At 52.6% G+C, this 15,520-nt stretch carries 15 protein-coding genes; 9 read left to right on the top strand and 6 right to left on the bottom strand.

Annotation, left to right across the window (positions count from 1 at the left end; translation table 11 throughout):
* Positions 1 to 44: 44 nt before the first annotated feature.
* Together RI501_RS02180 and RI501_RS02175 are read right to left on the bottom strand one after the other, a co-directional pair.
* Positions 45 to 1,421 (bottom strand): FAD-dependent oxidoreductase, encoded by a 1,377-nt coding sequence (locus RI501_RS02180; RefSeq protein ID WP_313820145.1) that lies wholly within the window; start codon positions 1,419 to 1,421, stop codon positions 45 to 47.
* Between the two features lie 93 nt (positions 1,422 to 1,514).
* Positions 1,515 to 2,033 (bottom strand): hypothetical protein, encoded by a 519-nt coding sequence (locus RI501_RS02175; protein WP_313820144.1) that lies wholly within the window; start codon positions 2,031 to 2,033, stop codon positions 1,515 to 1,517.
* Between the two features lie 164 nt (positions 2,034 to 2,197).
* Here RI501_RS02175 and RI501_RS02170 point away from each other — a divergent pair, with 164 nt between their 5' ends.
* Together RI501_RS02170 and RI501_RS02165 are read left to right on the top strand one after the other, a co-directional pair.
* The gene (locus RI501_RS02170; RefSeq protein WP_313820143.1) at positions 2,198 to 2,938 is read left to right on the top strand and encodes an SDR family oxidoreductase; all 741 of its coding nucleotides are present in this window, start codon (positions 2,198 to 2,200) and stop codon (positions 2,936 to 2,938) included.
* 238 nt (positions 2,939 to 3,176) lie between these two features.
* A complete protein-coding gene (locus RI501_RS02165) occupies positions 3,177 to 4,130 on the top strand; it encodes an aldo/keto reductase (protein ID WP_313820142.1) in 954 nt (317 codons plus the stop codon).
* 210 nt (positions 4,131 to 4,340) lie between these two features.
* Here RI501_RS02165 and deoC read toward each other — a convergent pair whose 3' ends face one another.
* The gene (gene deoC / locus RI501_RS02160) at positions 4,341 to 4,991 is read right to left on the bottom strand and encodes a deoxyribose-phosphate aldolase (RefSeq protein WP_313820141.1); all 651 of its coding nucleotides are present in this window, start codon (positions 4,989 to 4,991) and stop codon (positions 4,341 to 4,343) included.
* A 147-nt stretch (positions 4,992 to 5,138) separates the two neighbouring features.
* Here deoC and RI501_RS02155 point away from each other — a divergent pair, with 147 nt between their 5' ends.
* Positions 5,139 to 6,080: a sugar-binding transcriptional regulator gene (locus RI501_RS02155; RefSeq protein WP_313820140.1), complete on the top strand. Its 942-nt coding sequence runs from the start codon at positions 5,139 to 5,141 to the stop codon at positions 6,078 to 6,080.
* Positions 6,081 to 6,255: 175 nt separating this feature from the next.
* Here the strand turns inward: RI501_RS02155 and RI501_RS02150 are convergent, their stop codons facing one another.
* Positions 6,256 to 6,546, bottom strand: coding sequence for a MerR family transcriptional regulator (locus RI501_RS02150; protein WP_313820139.1), 291 nt, complete (start codon positions 6,544 to 6,546; stop codon positions 6,256 to 6,258).
* A 179-nt stretch (positions 6,547 to 6,725) separates the two neighbouring features.
* Complete coding sequence (locus RI501_RS02145; RefSeq protein ID WP_313823114.1) at positions 6,726 to 7,892, bottom strand: RNA-guided endonuclease TnpB family protein; 1,167 nt, start codon at positions 7,890 to 7,892, stop codon at positions 6,726 to 6,728.
* A 317-nt stretch (positions 7,893 to 8,209) separates the two neighbouring features.
* On the opposite strand from RI501_RS02145, the gene RI501_RS02140 reads away from it, so the two are divergent.
* From RI501_RS02140 to RI501_RS02115, 6 genes are all read left to right on the top strand, one after another.
* Positions 8,210 to 8,866: an SDR family NAD(P)-dependent oxidoreductase gene (locus RI501_RS02140; protein WP_313820138.1), complete on the top strand. Its 657-nt coding sequence runs from the start codon at positions 8,210 to 8,212 to the stop codon at positions 8,864 to 8,866.
* Between the two features lie 238 nt (positions 8,867 to 9,104).
* Complete coding sequence (locus RI501_RS02135) at positions 9,105 to 10,061, top strand: phosphate/phosphite/phosphonate ABC transporter substrate-binding protein (protein ID WP_313820137.1); 957 nt, start codon at positions 9,105 to 9,107, stop codon at positions 10,059 to 10,061.
* Between the two features lie 89 nt (positions 10,062 to 10,150).
* On the top strand, positions 10,151 to 10,909 hold the full coding sequence (phnC, locus tag RI501_RS02130; RefSeq protein ID WP_313820136.1) for a phosphonate ABC transporter ATP-binding protein: 759 nt from the start codon (positions 10,151 to 10,153) through the stop codon (positions 10,907 to 10,909).
* A 9-nt stretch (positions 10,910 to 10,918) separates the two neighbouring features.
* The gene (gene phnE, locus RI501_RS02125; protein WP_313820135.1) at positions 10,919 to 11,713 is read left to right on the top strand and encodes a phosphonate ABC transporter, permease protein PhnE; all 795 of its coding nucleotides are present in this window, start codon (positions 10,919 to 10,921) and stop codon (positions 11,711 to 11,713) included.
* Positions 11,713 to 12,525 (top strand): phosphonate ABC transporter, permease protein PhnE, encoded by an 813-nt coding sequence (gene phnE, locus RI501_RS02120; protein ID WP_313820134.1) that lies wholly within the window; start codon positions 11,713 to 11,715, stop codon positions 12,523 to 12,525. The genes phnE (RI501_RS02125) and phnE (RI501_RS02120) overlap by 1 nt, the downstream gene beginning before the upstream one ends.
* Positions 12,525 to 14,069 carry a bifunctional metallophosphatase/5'-nucleotidase gene (locus RI501_RS02115; RefSeq protein WP_313820133.1) on the top strand — a complete coding sequence of 515 codons (1,545 nt, stop codon included), beginning with the start codon at positions 12,525 to 12,527 and terminating at the stop codon, positions 14,067 to 14,069. Before phnE (RI501_RS02120) ends, RI501_RS02115 begins: the two co-directional genes overlap by 1 nt.
* Before the next feature lie 220 nt (positions 14,070 to 14,289).
* On the opposite strand, the gene RI501_RS02110 is transcribed toward RI501_RS02115, so the two are convergent.
* The gene (locus tag RI501_RS02110) at positions 14,290 to 15,414 is read right to left on the bottom strand and encodes a PrsW family glutamic-type intramembrane protease (RefSeq protein ID WP_313820132.1); all 1,125 of its coding nucleotides are present in this window, start codon (positions 15,412 to 15,414) and stop codon (positions 14,290 to 14,292) included.
* Between the last annotated feature and the right edge of the window lie 106 nt (positions 15,415 to 15,520).

The following is a 15,520-nucleotide window of genomic DNA, read 5'->3' as shown; positions in this document are numbered from 1 at the left end:
TGATGACGCCCGCTTTTTTAAACCAATTTAGCTTAATTTTAGGTTTAGTAAGTGAATGGTTCTTCGCCCAAGGCGTGTTGTGCGGCCAGGTTCAACAGGCTCCATTGCCGGTCAAAGCCGGGCTGGAAGAAGAAGTCGGCTTCGGCTAAGTCTTCAAGCCGCAACCCATGTTGGATCGCCAGAGCTAACACGTTGCCCTGCGCCGTCACGTCGTAGGTCGACAAGACCGCGCCACCCAATAAGACATGGGTCGTCGGGTTAAAGAACAACTGAACGTACACGTCCGGGTTGCCCTTGTCGCTGGGCACGTACTTCGGCCGCAAGGTGGTGTGGTAGAAGTCCTTAGCCACCGTGACGCCAGCGCGTTTAGCAGTAAAGGAGTTCAAGCCACTCTGCGCAAAGTGTTCGTCAAAAACACTCAGAGCTGAAGACCCGACCAAGCCCTGGAACGGTTCGGCTGGGTGGGTTTCAAAGAGGTGCTTAACCACGTAACGGGCTTCGCGCCGGGCAACCGTCGCTAAGGCGATTGGCACCTTAGTCTGGGCCGGAATGGAGTAGGCCAACGTGGCATCCCCAATGGCGTAAACGTCGGGCAGGTTGGTCCGCAGGTAGTTGTCGACCTTGATCCAGCCCCGGTCGTCCAAGTCCACGGTCCCCTTCAACCAGTCGGTGTTCGGTTGAACGCCAGCGGCCTGAATGACCACGTCACTCGGATATTCGGCGTCAGTGGTCTTAACGGCCTTGACGGCTTGATCGCCGGTATAGGCGGTGATCTTGGCGTTCATTTGAACGTTGATGCCTTCAGCCGTCAACTTCTTTGCCAGGATATCGGTCAATTCGCTATCCAGGTACGTGCCTAATGGCCGGTCGATCACGTCGAGCAGGGTGACCTCCTTGCCGGCTTTGCGACTGGCTTCGGCCGCTTCGATTCCGATGTAGCCGGCCCCGATAATGGTCATGTGCTTAACGGCCGGGTCGGCGAGCTTTTCCTTAATCTTCAACGCCCAATCCTTGCCCCGCATCAGGAACACGTTGTCCAGATCGGCGCCGGGCACGGGTAAGGACTTCGGCGTCACGCCAGAACTCAGAATCAACTTATCGTACGGTTGGTCCGTCGTTTGGTTAGTGGCGTGATCCACCACCGTCACGGTCTTGGCATCGGCATTAATCTTGGTGACCTCGTGGCGATCCAGGATGTGGACGTTGGGTTGTGGAAAATCATCAGCGCTGAAATTGCGCACGTCGTTGACATCGGTGACGCTGTTTTCCAGGTATAATTCCATCCCACAAGACATGAAGGAAATGAAATCCCCCGCTTCAAACAACGTAATATCAACATCGTTGTAGCGACTCAATAATTCTAAAATTGATTGGTGACCCCCATGTGAAGCCCCAACAATTACGATTCGTTCTTTTGACATCGAACAAAAGCCTCCTCTAGTTTAGAATGATTCTTAACTGACAAATTAAGAATAACGCATTCGCCGTTAAATTGCAAGCCGTTTCATGACGGTCTAGGGGAACAAGGTCCGCACCATGGGTTGCCGCCGGTGCCAATCCACTTGACGGGACAGGTCATAGGTCTGACGGGTCAAGTAGGCCAGTAGCTTGGCGCGCTGGGGCTGATCCAAAAAGGTGTAGGTCTGTGGAATCGCCACTTGCGGGGTCACCGCCCGTAAATCGGCCAACGTGACGGTATTGGTCAGCCGGTAAGTCGCCTGAATGGGCACGGCCACCCCGGTCGCGTTAGGCGTCAAGTAGGCCATGGTGGCCGCAAAATCACTGTGTTGCACCAGGGTGCCTAACTTGGCAATGGTCGACGATGGGCCTTGATAGGCCGCGCCACAGCGCATGAAGAACTGAATCCCCCGCCCCGTGGTGTAGACGAAGGCCTGGAACGGCTGGGTAAAGAATCGTTTGCGGAATTCTAAAATCTTGTGGCCGGACAACACCGCCGTGGTCGCATCGGGATGCAATGCCAATAGCAGGGTTGGTCGCTGGTCATCGTAAATGGTGGTGATGGTTTGCGTCACAAAAAGACTCCCTTATTCGTTCAACTCTTAACGTGGGCTAAGTCATTGGCTTAATTATCCCGGATCAAACCGCGATGCCCCCGCCAAGTTCCCTTCCACGATATCATAGTGTCAACTAAAAGCCAGTGTGTCGTCTCTCGATAAATTAAAGGAGGAACTTAACCATGACGATTCGTGGAAAAGTCGTCGTCATTACCGGCGCATCTGCGGGCATCGGTGCCGCTACCGCTAAAACCTTAGCCGCTAAGGGGGCACACCTCTTCGTGGGGGCCCGGCGAGAAGCCCCCTTACAGGAGCTTGTCCACACTATCCGAGCCGCGGGCGGCACGGCCGCCTACCAGATCGTCGACGTGACCGACCAAGCGGCCGTAACCCGGTTCATCACGGCCGCCCGGACCCGCTACGGACGCATCGACGTGTTGTACAACAACGCCGGTATCATGCCCAACGCCCCCTTTAGGGACTTGCGGGTTGCCGATTGGGAAGCCGCCTTTCAGGTCAACGTCCTCGGTGTCCTTTACGGCATTGCCGCCGCCCTGCCCCTCATGCAAGAACAAGGATTCGGTCAATTTATCGCTACTGATTCGAACGCCGGCCACGTGGTCAATCCCAACGCAGGGGTCTACGCCGGAACCAAGTTTGCCTTACGCGCCATCATGGATGCCCTGCGGCAAGAGGAAGGGCCTCACGGAATCCGTTCAACCATGATCTCACCCGGTAACGTCAAGACCAACCTGTGGCAATCGGCTGGAACCGCCGAGCTAAAAGCCCAAATCCATCAGCGCGAACAGGCGATTGGGTTACGCCCGGTAGATATTGCCAACGCCGTCTGTTACGCCATTGACCAACCCGAAGACGTGGGAATCGACGAGATTCTAATTCGGCCCACGGTGCAACAGAATTAACTTAGACGACGCCAATCAAACACAGCCACCCGGATCGCTAACCGGTTCGGGTGGTTTTTACTATTCTGCCGATCATCGCCATCCCCGTTCTCGCTAGGCGTCTCTTCGGATGAACCATTACCCCAACTTATTTTCTAAAACTTTTTTCGATTTTCCCTTGACCTGGAGTATACTCTAACTCCTATACTTCTGGTTGTTAGGTCATGACCCACCAACCACGAAGGGAGTAGTTATACTGATGAAACAACTTAAATGGGGTAGTACCCAAATCCGTACATCCGCCGTCGCTTTAGGCATCATGCGGATGTTAAATCTCACTAGCGACCAAGCCGCCAACGTCTTAAACGAGGTGCAGGCCATGGGCGTCACCCACATCGACTCCGCCGACATCTACGGGGTGGGTCAATCCGAAACCATCTTCGGTGAGGCCTTAAAGAAGTCCACGATTCGCCGCGAAGACCTCTTCATCCAATCCAAGGGCGGTATCGTTCCTGATCCCGAGAAGAGCTCTGGTGACGTGGTTTTAGGCCAACGTTACGATTTCTCGAAACAACATCTGTTAGACTCAGTCGACGGCATCTTACAACGAATGCAACTCGACTACCTGGACGCCTTCCTGCTCCACCGGCCCGACGCCTTGATGGAACCCGAAGAAATCGCCGCTGCGTTTGATGAACTGCATCGAAGCGGTAAGGTTCGCTACTTCGGCGTTTCCAACTTCAACCCCCAACAGGTTGAGTTGGTTCAGGCCGCCACATCGCAAAAACTAATGGCCAACCAATTGCAATTTGGCGTCATGCATACCGGTCCCATTCAATTCGGCCTGCACACCAACATGACCGACGCCGCCAGCGTCAATCACGACGGGGGCATCATCGATTATTCCCGGTTGCATCAGATGACCATTCAAGCTTGGTCACCTTACCAATACGGTTTGTTCGCCGGCACCTTTATCGACAACCCCAAGTTCCCGCAACTCAACCAACAGCTGCAGAAGCTGGCGGATCAATACGGGGTCACCAAGAACGCCATCGCGACGGCTTGGATCCTGCGTCACCCAGCCAATATGCAGGTTATCTTGGGTTCGATGAACCCGCAACACCTCCAGGAAAGCATTGCCGGCAGTGACCTGACCCTGACCAGACAAGAATGGTACGACGTTTATCTGGCCGCAGGAAACGATCTTCCTTAATTCTAAACACCACCAGACCGCTGTCGGCCCACTCCCGACACCGCGTCTATCGGGTCCGTTCCCCAATCAGGCGGACCCACCCCAACTGCGGTCACCCCACATTTTGACCGCACTAAAAGGCCGTGACCAACGTCACGACCTTTTTCGCCTCTGCGAATAGACGGTGCTCAGTGGTCGGCTAACGGTAGCTGACGAGCAACGCCAGCCAAGTTAGACTTTCCCAATCACCCGCATCCCCGAACTAGTTCCTAATCGGGAGGCACCAGCCGCGATCATGGCTTCGGCTTCTTCCTTAGTGTGCACCCCACCGGACGCCTTGACCTTGATACGATCCCCTACGGCCCGCTTCATCAACACGACATCGTTAACCTGAGCGCCGCGCGTCGAAAAACCGGTTGACGTCTTGACGAATTCAGCGCCTGCAGCGGCCACCAATTCGGAGGCCCGCATGATTTCTGGGTCCGTTAATAAGGCCGTTTCAATAATGACCTTGACCAGTTTATGGTGTTGGTGGCCCACGTTAATGACGGCCACTAGGTCTTGGCGAACTTGATCGTCGTGTCCTGCCTTGAATTCACCGATGTTCATGACCACATCCAGCTCATCCACTCCATCGGCAATGGCCTGCGTCGCCTCGGCAACCTTGATGGCCGTGGTATTGGCCCCCAGTGGGAAACCAATCACCGTGTCGGTGTTAACGCCGGTATCCCGTAATTGTTCGTGAGCGTAGCGGACCCAGTACGGGTTCAACATAACGGAGCAGAAGTGATTTTCTCGGGCCTCGCGGATGATCTGATCCACATCAGCTTGCGTGGCTTCGGGTGCTAATAAAGTATGATCGATGTATTGGTTTAAAGACATTGGTAAGTCCCCTTTTCGTTAGGTTGTGTTTGTCGACAGCCTTAATTTAACACGTATTTTAACAAATGCAAATATATAAAAATAGCAAATGTAAAAATGCGATTTTGTGTTAAACTTATGACAACTCACAAACGGAGGAACCACGCGATGCTCTCTCAAAAACAAACGGAACGACTACTGACGGTTAGTCGCTACTACTATCAAGACAATCTCAGCCAAGTCGAAATTGCTAAGAAAATGAATCTCTCCCGCCCCACGGTGGCTAAATCCCTGCAACTCGCCAGAGAAACCGGCATCGTGACGGTTCAGATTAACGATCCCTTTACCGACGGCGCCCAACTGCAACAAGCCTTACGGGAGCGTTACCAGCTCAAGGACGTGGTGGTGGCCCAACAAGTGAACCATGACGAGGCTAGCATCCGCGATCACCTGGGAGCCGCAGCGGCAACCTACCTTGACACCATCGTAACCGACGGCATGACGATTGGCCTGAACTGGGGCCACACTATGCTCGCCGTTGCGCAACACCTGCACGCCAGTCAGGCACAAAACGTCCAACTGGTTCAGCTCAAGGGCAACCTCACTAACTCGGCCGAAACCAACTATTCCGCCGAGATTACCCAACAATTCAACCAAGCCTTCCACACTCAGGCCAGCCTCTTACCCCTGCCGCTGGTCTTCGACGACGTTCAGGTTAAGGACGCCGCCCTGCAAGATCCCTTTATTCGCCGGGTCACTCAAATCGGCCGTAACGCCGACGTGGCGCTATTTACCGTCGGGACGACCCGCGCCGACGCGCTGCTTTTTCGCTCCGGGTACCTCGCAACCGACCAGATTGCCCACCTGCGGCAAACAGCGGTCGGTGACGTTCTGTCGCACTTCATTACGCCCACCGGTGCCGTCGCGGATCCTCAGCTGGACCAACGGACCGTGGCGCTCCCCCTCAGTGACCTCGGACAACAAAAATACGCGGTGCTAATTGCCGGGGGTGAACCGAAATTACGAGCCATCCACGCTGCGTTGCTCGGTGGTTACGCCAACGTTCTCATTGTCGATCAGGTCGTTGCCAAACAATTATTAAAGTTATAATTGATAGTATTATTAATAATAAAAAGGAGCTGCGTTTTAAGCAGCTCCTTTTTCCATTTAACTGGCGGATTGCTGATGGGCGGGTTTGACGCGCAACTCACCATTGATTTTTACGGTTTCGGGAAGGTCACAAACGCCCGTAACGGCCGCTTCCGTTCCGGCCTCACACGCGGCCTCAAAGTACCGCACCTTGTAATTTAACTTTTGGGCGGTACGCCTGTAACTGGGCAATCTGGCGATCGACGCTGGCTCGTTGTTGGCGGTAGACCTGCAGCCGTTCGGCTAACGAAGCGTCACCTTCCATCGATAGTTCAACGAAGTGCCGGATCTCTTTTAGCGCCATCCCCGTGCCCTTCAAACACGTGATCAAATCGACGAGGTCCAGATCACCTTCGGAAAACTCCCGGCGTCCCGCCGCATTGCGGTGGACAAACGGCATTAACCCTTCGCGATCATAATACCGCAACGTGTAACAACTCAGTCCCGTCTTCTCCGCAACCTGTCCAATTAAGTGAACTACCCGGCCGTAAACGACCGAGCTTCTGGGAACATTGAGGAGTGTTTGGGCTGTTATGTCGGTATTCCGAGTACCTAACTCACAGAACTCAATTCTCTTACCAAGGCAAGTCCCTAGCCTCATGGTTCTTATTGGACCGTTTTTAGTCCTCTATGTAGGATATTAACGGCTGCATTAATATCACGATCATGATGCGTCCCACAGTGGGGACAAATCCATTCGCGAATCTCAAGCGGTTTCTGACCACTTTGAAACCCACAGCTAGAACATTGCTGACTAGTATAGTTGGGGTTCACCACAATGAGTTTTTTGCCGTACCACTTACACTTATAATCTAGCATGGTTCGAAACTGGTACCAACTGGCATTGGCAATTGACTTGGCCAGGTGATGATTGTGCATTAGATTCTTGATTTTTAAATCCTCAATCACGATCACATCGTAGACTTTGACCAACTGGGTTGTCAGCTTGCTCAAGTAGTCTTTGCGTCGATTAGCGAGTTTACGCTGGTAGCGCGCCTTGATTTGTTTAGCTCGCTGCCAATTCTGGTAGTCGTTGAGTTCCAACTTAATCAAGTGATTTTTATCATGGTTCCACTGAGCCACGTTAACCTTGGCTTGATGTTTACGACGGTCAAACTTTCGTTGCCACGTAATTCCTTGTTGTTCCTCCCAGGGCGCCTGGAATTTAGGATATTTTCGACCGTTAGAGGTAATCGCTAAGTCAGCTACACCTAGGTCAATACCTATTTGGGCACCGGTTTTAGGAAGTGGCTTAGGCTCCGGAAATTCAACTTGTAAACTCAAATAGTAACGTCCCGTAGCGTCGTGACTGACGGTGTAGCGCTTAATTTGACCATCAACCAGCTGACCCGTTTTACTAGTCTTGATACTACCAAGTTTCGGTAATTTGACGCGACGTTTAGCCACCACTAGCTGTGCACTGGCAGGAAAACGACCGGTGTAAGCTTGTTTAGATGACCGGCGCGATTTAAAATGTGGTTGACCACCGCGATGCTTGAACAACATTGAAAAGGCTTGCGCCAAATGATGGTTCACTACTTGCAAGCTTGTCGAATCACTCAATTTAAGAAAGGGGTATTCTATTTTAAGCGCTTTAAGTAAGTTATTCATACCATATTCGTTGATGAATCGACTACCCGGGTTGTTTTTATACCGGGCCTTGGCCATCGCTAACATTTGATTCCAGACAAAGCGATTATTGCCAAACAATTGCCATAGCTGGCCTTCTTGAGTTCGAGTCGGGTACAAACGAAGCTTGATGCCTTTCAGCATCGGATCACCACCTTTCGTGGAACCTATCTCAGAGTTGTTCAAGTAACTATTCCAATGTCAGTATACAGCCGCTTTACTAGTAATACGGTTTACAAATACACGAAAAGGTTAAGGTGATTCATCACGTCCTTAAAAGAACGTGTCTTCTCGCCCAAATATCAATAGACCATGTGCCACCTCTCCTTTATGACTTAAATAGTTTATCTATCATAACATTAATTAACTAACTCTGCCGAAGTAACATCTTTTGTGATGGTGAACCGGTCCCGCTAAACTAGACTTATTAAAGCACCGATTTCTGGGGGGAGGAATTTACGATGCAGCATCAACCCGTTATTTTAATTACCAACGGCACTCGCGGAATAGGGAGCGTGTGTGCCGCCGACTTTTGTGCTCAGGGCGCCACGGTGATCATTGCCGATCTAGAAGTCAGTCGGGGCCCCGCCATTGCCCAGGCGTTAGGCGAAAACGTTCATTACCTTGAGCTCGATGTGACCCGCCAAGCCGATTGGCGGCGCGTTATCCGCCAGATTATGGCAACGTATGGCCACCTCGACGTCCTCATTAACATTCCCAACGTTACCGATCAACCGCAAGATTGGCACCACCGCTCGGCCGAGTATCTCGCCTACTTCGAACGAACCCAGCAGCGCGTCATCTGGGGATCTACCGCGGCGGCAGCCATCATGCGTCACCAATATCACGGTAGCATTGTCAACGTGTTAACGGCCCAGCCAACCGCGCCAAACCAGCAGCTCGTTACCTTACTGCATAATTGGACGCAGACCCTTGCGCGCGATCTCGCCGGCAACGACGTTCGCATCAACACGATTCAAGCCCATCTGAGTCCGCGCTCCGCAACCCAAGATTCCACGATTGCCCGGACCAAACCTTTACAGCAAACCATTCGTTACCTGGCCACCAACCATCCAATGAGTCCAACGGGAAGTGCCTTTGTGATTCCCACGGATTAACCCGCAGCGTGTCTAGTCTTCACGGACTGACACGCTTTTTGATTATTAATTATGTTTTGCAAGCGATTGTTTTTAAGTTCGGTTTTACGTTTTACATATGTCTATATCGGAAATTAACTAATTATAATTAAATAAATACCGAAATTTATAAGTTTTAATCATTGTAAAAGTTCGTCTTTTTGCTAGAATGAACGAGAATCAAGTTTCATCACATTACATATTCTGAGGAGTGAATGTTATGCATTTTCAAGGTACGGCCAAGCGCCTAGTCCTGGGACTCGCGCTACTCGCCTTACCCCTAACCCTAATCGGGTGTGGTAAAGCGACGAGTTCAACCAGTTCTTCCAGTTCTGCCGGGTACGCCCCTAAACAACTCACGGTGCAATTTGTCCCGTCCACCAACGCGGGAACGATTGAAGCCAAAGCTAAGCCGTTAGCCGGATTGCTGCAAAAGCAGTTAGGCATCCCGGTCAAGGTTAACGTGTCCACCGATGGTAACACCATCGTGGAGGCCCTGGGCGCTAAGCGCATCGACGTTGGTTTTCTGCCGCCTGCAGCTTACATTTTAGCGCACAAGGAATACCATTCTAAGGTCATTCTGCAAGCGCAGCGTTACGGGTTAAAGGAACCCAACGACCAATTCACCCACCAGTTAGTCGATTTCTTCCGCGCCCAAATTTTGGTCCGCAAGGATAGCGGCATCAAATCCATCCAAGACCTGAAAGGTAAGAAGATCGCCGTCCAAGACACCATTTCCACGGCGGGTTGGATCTACCCGGCCGTCGAGCTGATGGAACACGGCATCAACGTGAACAAAGATGGCATTAAGACCATCCAAGTTAAGGGCCACGACCAAGGGGTCTTATCCGTTTACAACAAGGATACCGACGCCGCCTTTGTCTTCCAAGGTGCCCGCAACATCGTGAAGAAAGACGAGAAGGATATCATGCAAAAGGTGGTCCCAATTTACACCACTAAGGGTAAGATTCCTAACGATACCATTACGGTACGGGGAGACATGAGTGCCAAATGGCAAAAAAAGATTGCTACGGCCTTTAAGACCATCGCCAAGTCCAAGGAAGGTCACGCCATCATCTCAACCATGTACACCCACGAAGGTTACGCTGATTCGAAAGACAGTAACTTCGACGGTGCCCGGGATTACAACAAGAAAGTCGCCGCTTTAAACAAGTAGCGTTTACGCATAAAAAAGTAGCGAAGGCTGAGTTCCGTTCCTTGGCTACTTTTTTACGAGGAGCCACCTTTTAAAGGAGAAAATAACTTATGGAAGCAACTACCGATCCCATCATTTCATTTCGCAACGTTAATAAAGTTTACGAGGACGGTACCGTGGGTCTCAAAGACATCACGTTCGAGATTCCTCGTGGTCAATTTTTAGTCGTCGTGGGGTTATCTGGCGCGGGTAAGAGCACCCTGCTGCGGACAATCAACCGGATGCACGAAATTTCGTCCGGTGAAATTAAGATCGACCAAGAACCCATCCAGGCCTACAAAGGAAAAGCTCTACGCCAATTACGCTGTCACATCGGCATGATTTTCCAAAACTTTAACCTGGTGAACCGGTCGAGCGTGGAAAAAAACGTGCTCTCTGGTCTGGCAGGCGTCTATCCCACTTGGCGGTGCATCCTCGGTTTATTCAGCACGCCGGACAAACAACGCGCCATTCAAGCCCTGAAACGGGTGAGCCTGACCCAAAAGCTTTACGCCCGGGCCGACCAACTCTCTGGTGGACAACAACAGCGAGTCGCCATTGCCCGGACCTTAATGCAGGACCCCAAGATTATCCTGGCCGATGAACCGGTGGCCTCGCTGGATCCCCGGACGACCCAAGACGTGATGGACACCTTACAACAATTGAACCGTGAGGATGGCATCACGGTTATCGTAAATCTACATTCGGTCGCTCTGGCCCAGAAATACGCCGATCGGATTATCGGGTTACGCGCCGGTCAACTCGTTTACGATGAACCCATTAGTCGCGTGACGCCAACAGCGCTCAACCAGATTTACCAAACCAACTAGGAGGTTATCATGTCCGATTCTGAGATGCCCCACCGCACTTGGTGGCAACGATACCACGTCGCCGCCATCGGGTGGACGGGCTTACTATTTGTGTTATTAATCGTGTCCGCCAACATGACCAACGTTGACCCCGGAATGTTTCTAAGTAATTTCGACCAGTTCCTCTCACTCCTATTACAGATGTCTCATCCTAACTGGGGCTACCTGCATTTGATTCTGCAGCCCCTTTACGAAACCATTCAGATGGCCATCCTCGGAACAACTATTGGGACCCTTTTAGCCGTCCCCTTCTCCCTGCTGGCGGCCAGTAACCTGGTTACGAACGCGCTTTTACACAATTTAATTCGTTTCTTCTTGGACCTAGTGAGAACCTTACCCGACCTGCTCTTAGCCGCCATGCTGGTGGCTATCTTCGGGATTGGCTCCACCGCCGGGGTCATTACTTTGAGCATTTTCTCCTTTGGGGTGGTGTCCAAGCTGTTTTACGAAGTCATCGAAACCATCGACATGGGACCCTTAGAGGCCATGAAATCGGTGGGAGCTAGCAAGATTACCATCATTTGGTACGCCGTCTTACCCCAGATTCTCAACCAGTTCGTCAGTTACTTCCTCTACACCCTCGAAATCAACGTCCGGGCTTCAACCGTCCTGGGGTACCTAGGGGCCGGGGGAATCGGGGTCTTTCTACAACGCTCACTGGGCGAACTAAATTATGACAACACTGCCATTATCGTGTTGGCCATGTTAGTCGTCGTCCTACTCATCGATGGGATCAGTAATCACCTAAGGAGGGTCCTACTCTAATGCAAACGACATTATCGAAGCAACTCGTCCCCCATCCCTTTTGGCGGCGCTGGCAATGGCTCGTCTGGCTCATCTTGGTAGCCGGCGTCTATAGCTGGGCCGTGGGGGGCCTGCAATTCGCGGGCATCAAAGACTCCGCGGCCGACGTCTCTCGTTCCATCATTAATGGCTTATTGCATCCCGATTGGGCCTACGTCTATAACGGCAGTGGCGAAGACCTGTCCTCATTAATCTTGCAGACCCTGGCAATTGCCTTTTTAGGCACCTTCGTCTCGGCCTTTATCAGCGTGCCGTTTGCCTTCTGGGCGGCACGCACGACCCAAGAACACTACCATCTTCGGTCCGGTAGTGGGAAAGTCGTGTTGACGTTGATCCGGACATTTCCCGAAATCGTCCTGGCCATCATGTTTATCAAAGCCGTAGGTCCCGGCTCCTACGCGGGGGTTTTAGCCGTCAGCATCCATTCGGTTGGGATGTTAGGCAAGCTATTTAGTGAGTCGCTAGAGAACATGGACCGGGGCGCGGAAGAGGCCATTTTAAGTGTCGGCGGTACGCGTCCCGAAATCTTTATGTTAGCAACGATTCCCACGATTATGCCCGAGTTTATTTCATACACCCTTTACTGTTTCGAAATTACGGTGCGTTCCGCGTCGATCTTAGGGATGGTCGGTGCCGGCGGGATTGGGGCCCCCATGATTTTCGCCATTCAGACGCGTAACTGGCCCCGCGTCGGGATCATTCTCTTAGGCATCGTGTTAATGGTGCTGCTCATCGATTCGTTATCGGAACAACTACGAAAGAAGTTGGTTTAATGCAACATCTCAAAATCGTCTCGACCAGCGATGTCCACGGCTACCTCTATCCCACCAATTACAGTCACCGCCATGATCTGCGCGACTACGGGTGGTTGCGCGCCGCCACGCTCTTACGCCAATTACAGCGGGCGGACGCTAACGACATCACCCTCACCATCGACAACGGGGACTGGATTCAGGGTTCGGCTTTAGCCAGTTACTTAGCGACGCAAGCTCCCCAACAAGCCCCCCTCTTTTCCCAACTGCTCAACGCCGCTCATTACGACGTGGGCGTTCTCGGTAATCACGAATTCAATTACGGGTTGGACTACCTGCGGACCGCCCAAGCCGCAAGGCACTACCCGTTACTGAGCGCCAACATCGAAGGGGCACAGGCCCAGGCCATCAGCGATGCGCCCTACCAGATTATCGAGAAACAGGGCGTCAAAATTGCCGTTTTGGGGTTAACCACCGCCCACGTTCCCAGTTGGGAAGCTGCCCGGCACATTACCGGTCTCACGTTCCGTTCGGCCTTGGCCACGGCCCAGGAGTGGGTCCCGAAATTGCACCAGCTGGCCGATGTCGTGGTGGTCGCCTACCACGGTGGCTTTGAAGCCGACTTGACCACGGGATACCCTACCGAACCACTTACCAACGAAAACGAAGGTTACCGGTTACTCTCCCAGGTTCCGGGAATCGATGCGCTGGTTACGGGACACCAACACCGGCAGATTGCGGGGATTTATCAACAAGTCCCTGTCACCCAACCCGGGGATAAGGCGGTGGCCGTCGGACTCATCGACCTCACCTTAGACACCCAGCATCAAGTGGTTGATCACGCCGCCACGCTGTTACCCACGGCCAACGTCGCGTTAGACCCGACGTTAGTCGCCCAGACCCAGTCCCTGGAGACCCAAGTGCAACGCTGGCTTGATCACCCAGTCGGTCAACTAACCGGTGCCAGTATGGCCATTACCGATCCCTTTGCCGCGCGCCAGCACCACCATCCCTATCTGGCCTTCATTAACCAGGTGGAGATGGCCGCGGGACAAACCGACATTGCCGCCACGGCCCTGTTTAACGACGACGTGTTAGGCCTGCAACCAACCGTCACCCGGCGCCAAGTCTTGAACAGTTACGCCTACCCCAACACTTTGGTGGTTGAGGAAATCACCGGCGTGGATCTCAGGGCCGCCCTCGAACAATGTGCCAGCTTTTTTACGGTCACGGCTACTGGTCAAATCGGCCCGGCGCCGACCAAAACCCAACTCTTCAACTACGACGTTTACAGCGGCATCGACTACACCTTTGATCTCAGCCAACCGGTAGGCCAGCGCCTAGTCCGCTTGCTCTACCACGATGCCCCCGTACGTCCCGATCAAAAATTGCAAGTGGCCATGAACCAATACCGGGGAAACGGTGGCGGCGAATACCCGATGTTTCGCCCCAGCAAGATTATCCGGGAGGTCAATCAGGACATGGCATCCCTGATTCAAGACTATTTACAGACCCATCCCGTCGTCACCGGAATGACACCCACCAACCTCACCATTCATGCGTAACGTGACGCTTGCCCCGCCGGCCCGCTTGGGACTGATGGCGGGGCTTTTTACGTGTTTCATGACTGACCGTGACTACTTTAATCCGCTATGCTCAAATCATCCCACCATTGAAGCCGTTACCCATAAACCTAACGCTAAAAAAATCACCAACCGGTTCCACGACAAAAACGGCCACTATTTCCAATTCAGAAACAGTGGCCGTTTAATCATTAAGTCTCGCTTAATCGTTGTGCTCTAGCGCCCGTTGCTGCAGGTGAGAAACTTCCTTGAGTCCCGCATTCATCAACACAAACACGACCACCCAAGCCGCAATGATTAATAACAGCAATTTAAAGTACGGCCCGATGATGCCAATGTCCCAGTCCCAAGCGGCGTGCAACAGGATTGCTATCCCGAAGAACACTAAAAAGCGGGTATCAAACAAATGTGTCAGGCGTAACGGCTTGGCACGCTTGACCACCATCACGGCACCGCCCGCGATGGCGGCCCAGACCAGGTGGCCCCCAATCGCCGACCAGCCCCGTAAGATGGCCACTTCGACCAGCAAGTTACCGGCACGGTAAATGTACCCTGCCGTTTCAAAAGCGGCAAAACCCGCGCCCACTGCGGCTCCAATCAACATGCCACCCAAGATGTGCTTAATGTGTAATTGGTTAATGAAGTAGCAGGTAATCAGCAACTTCCCCACTTCTTCAACTACCCCGATCGACAACGAATCGCCCAGGGTCAGCATTCCCGTCATCTGACTGGTCTGACTAAAGCTAATGAACTGGTACAAAAACAGCGTCGCAATCAGCGCAAAGATGCCCCCAATGAAGAAAACGCGCATGACCTCGTACAGACTGATGTCTTGAAAGGCGTTCGCTTCGAAGAAAAAGACCAGCCCAGAAACGGGCACCGCGAACGCCCCCACCAGAATCAGGCCCGGAATGGCGTTAGGATTTTGGAACTCCACTGCCATGAATAAAAGCGCCATGAAGGCCAGTAAAAAGCCCACCAAAATGCGGGAGAACAACCAGGGCTTGACCCACGCATCGGACAACGAATCCAGCGCGGGGGTGGTGTCCTCCGTTCCGGCGATGAACACCGACTCGGCCTCCGCCTTAGTGTGGTGCTGAAACACCGCCGAAAAGAGATCCTTAAGATTAACCTTAACAGCCCCCTCTTCACCGGTATAGCGGTTTAACCGAGCCGTGGCGTCATCGTATAACGACTGCCGTCGCCGTGGCTTAGCCTTGGCATCAGAAGCGGTCGTTTGGGTGGTGACCGGTAACGGCCGACCACAAACCGGACAAATCTTGGCGGTCGTCGGAACCGAGTGGCCGCAGTGTGGACAAACTTGCATACTTTCACCCTTCTTCTTAACCGGCAATTCGTCGGTTATTACTCACGTTTTCATTATAGCAAGAACGCCGGCCAACAAGCATTTGAATGCTCGTGACCGGCGTTTC

Origin of the sequence: Levilactobacillus zymae (assembly GCF_032190635.1) — a bacterium.
GTDB classification, from domain to species: domain Bacteria; phylum Bacillota; class Bacilli; order Lactobacillales; family Lactobacillaceae; genus Levilactobacillus; species Levilactobacillus zymae_A.
Note: the sequence above shows the minus strand (reverse complement) of the source record. Positions and strands in the feature narration are given on the sequence as shown.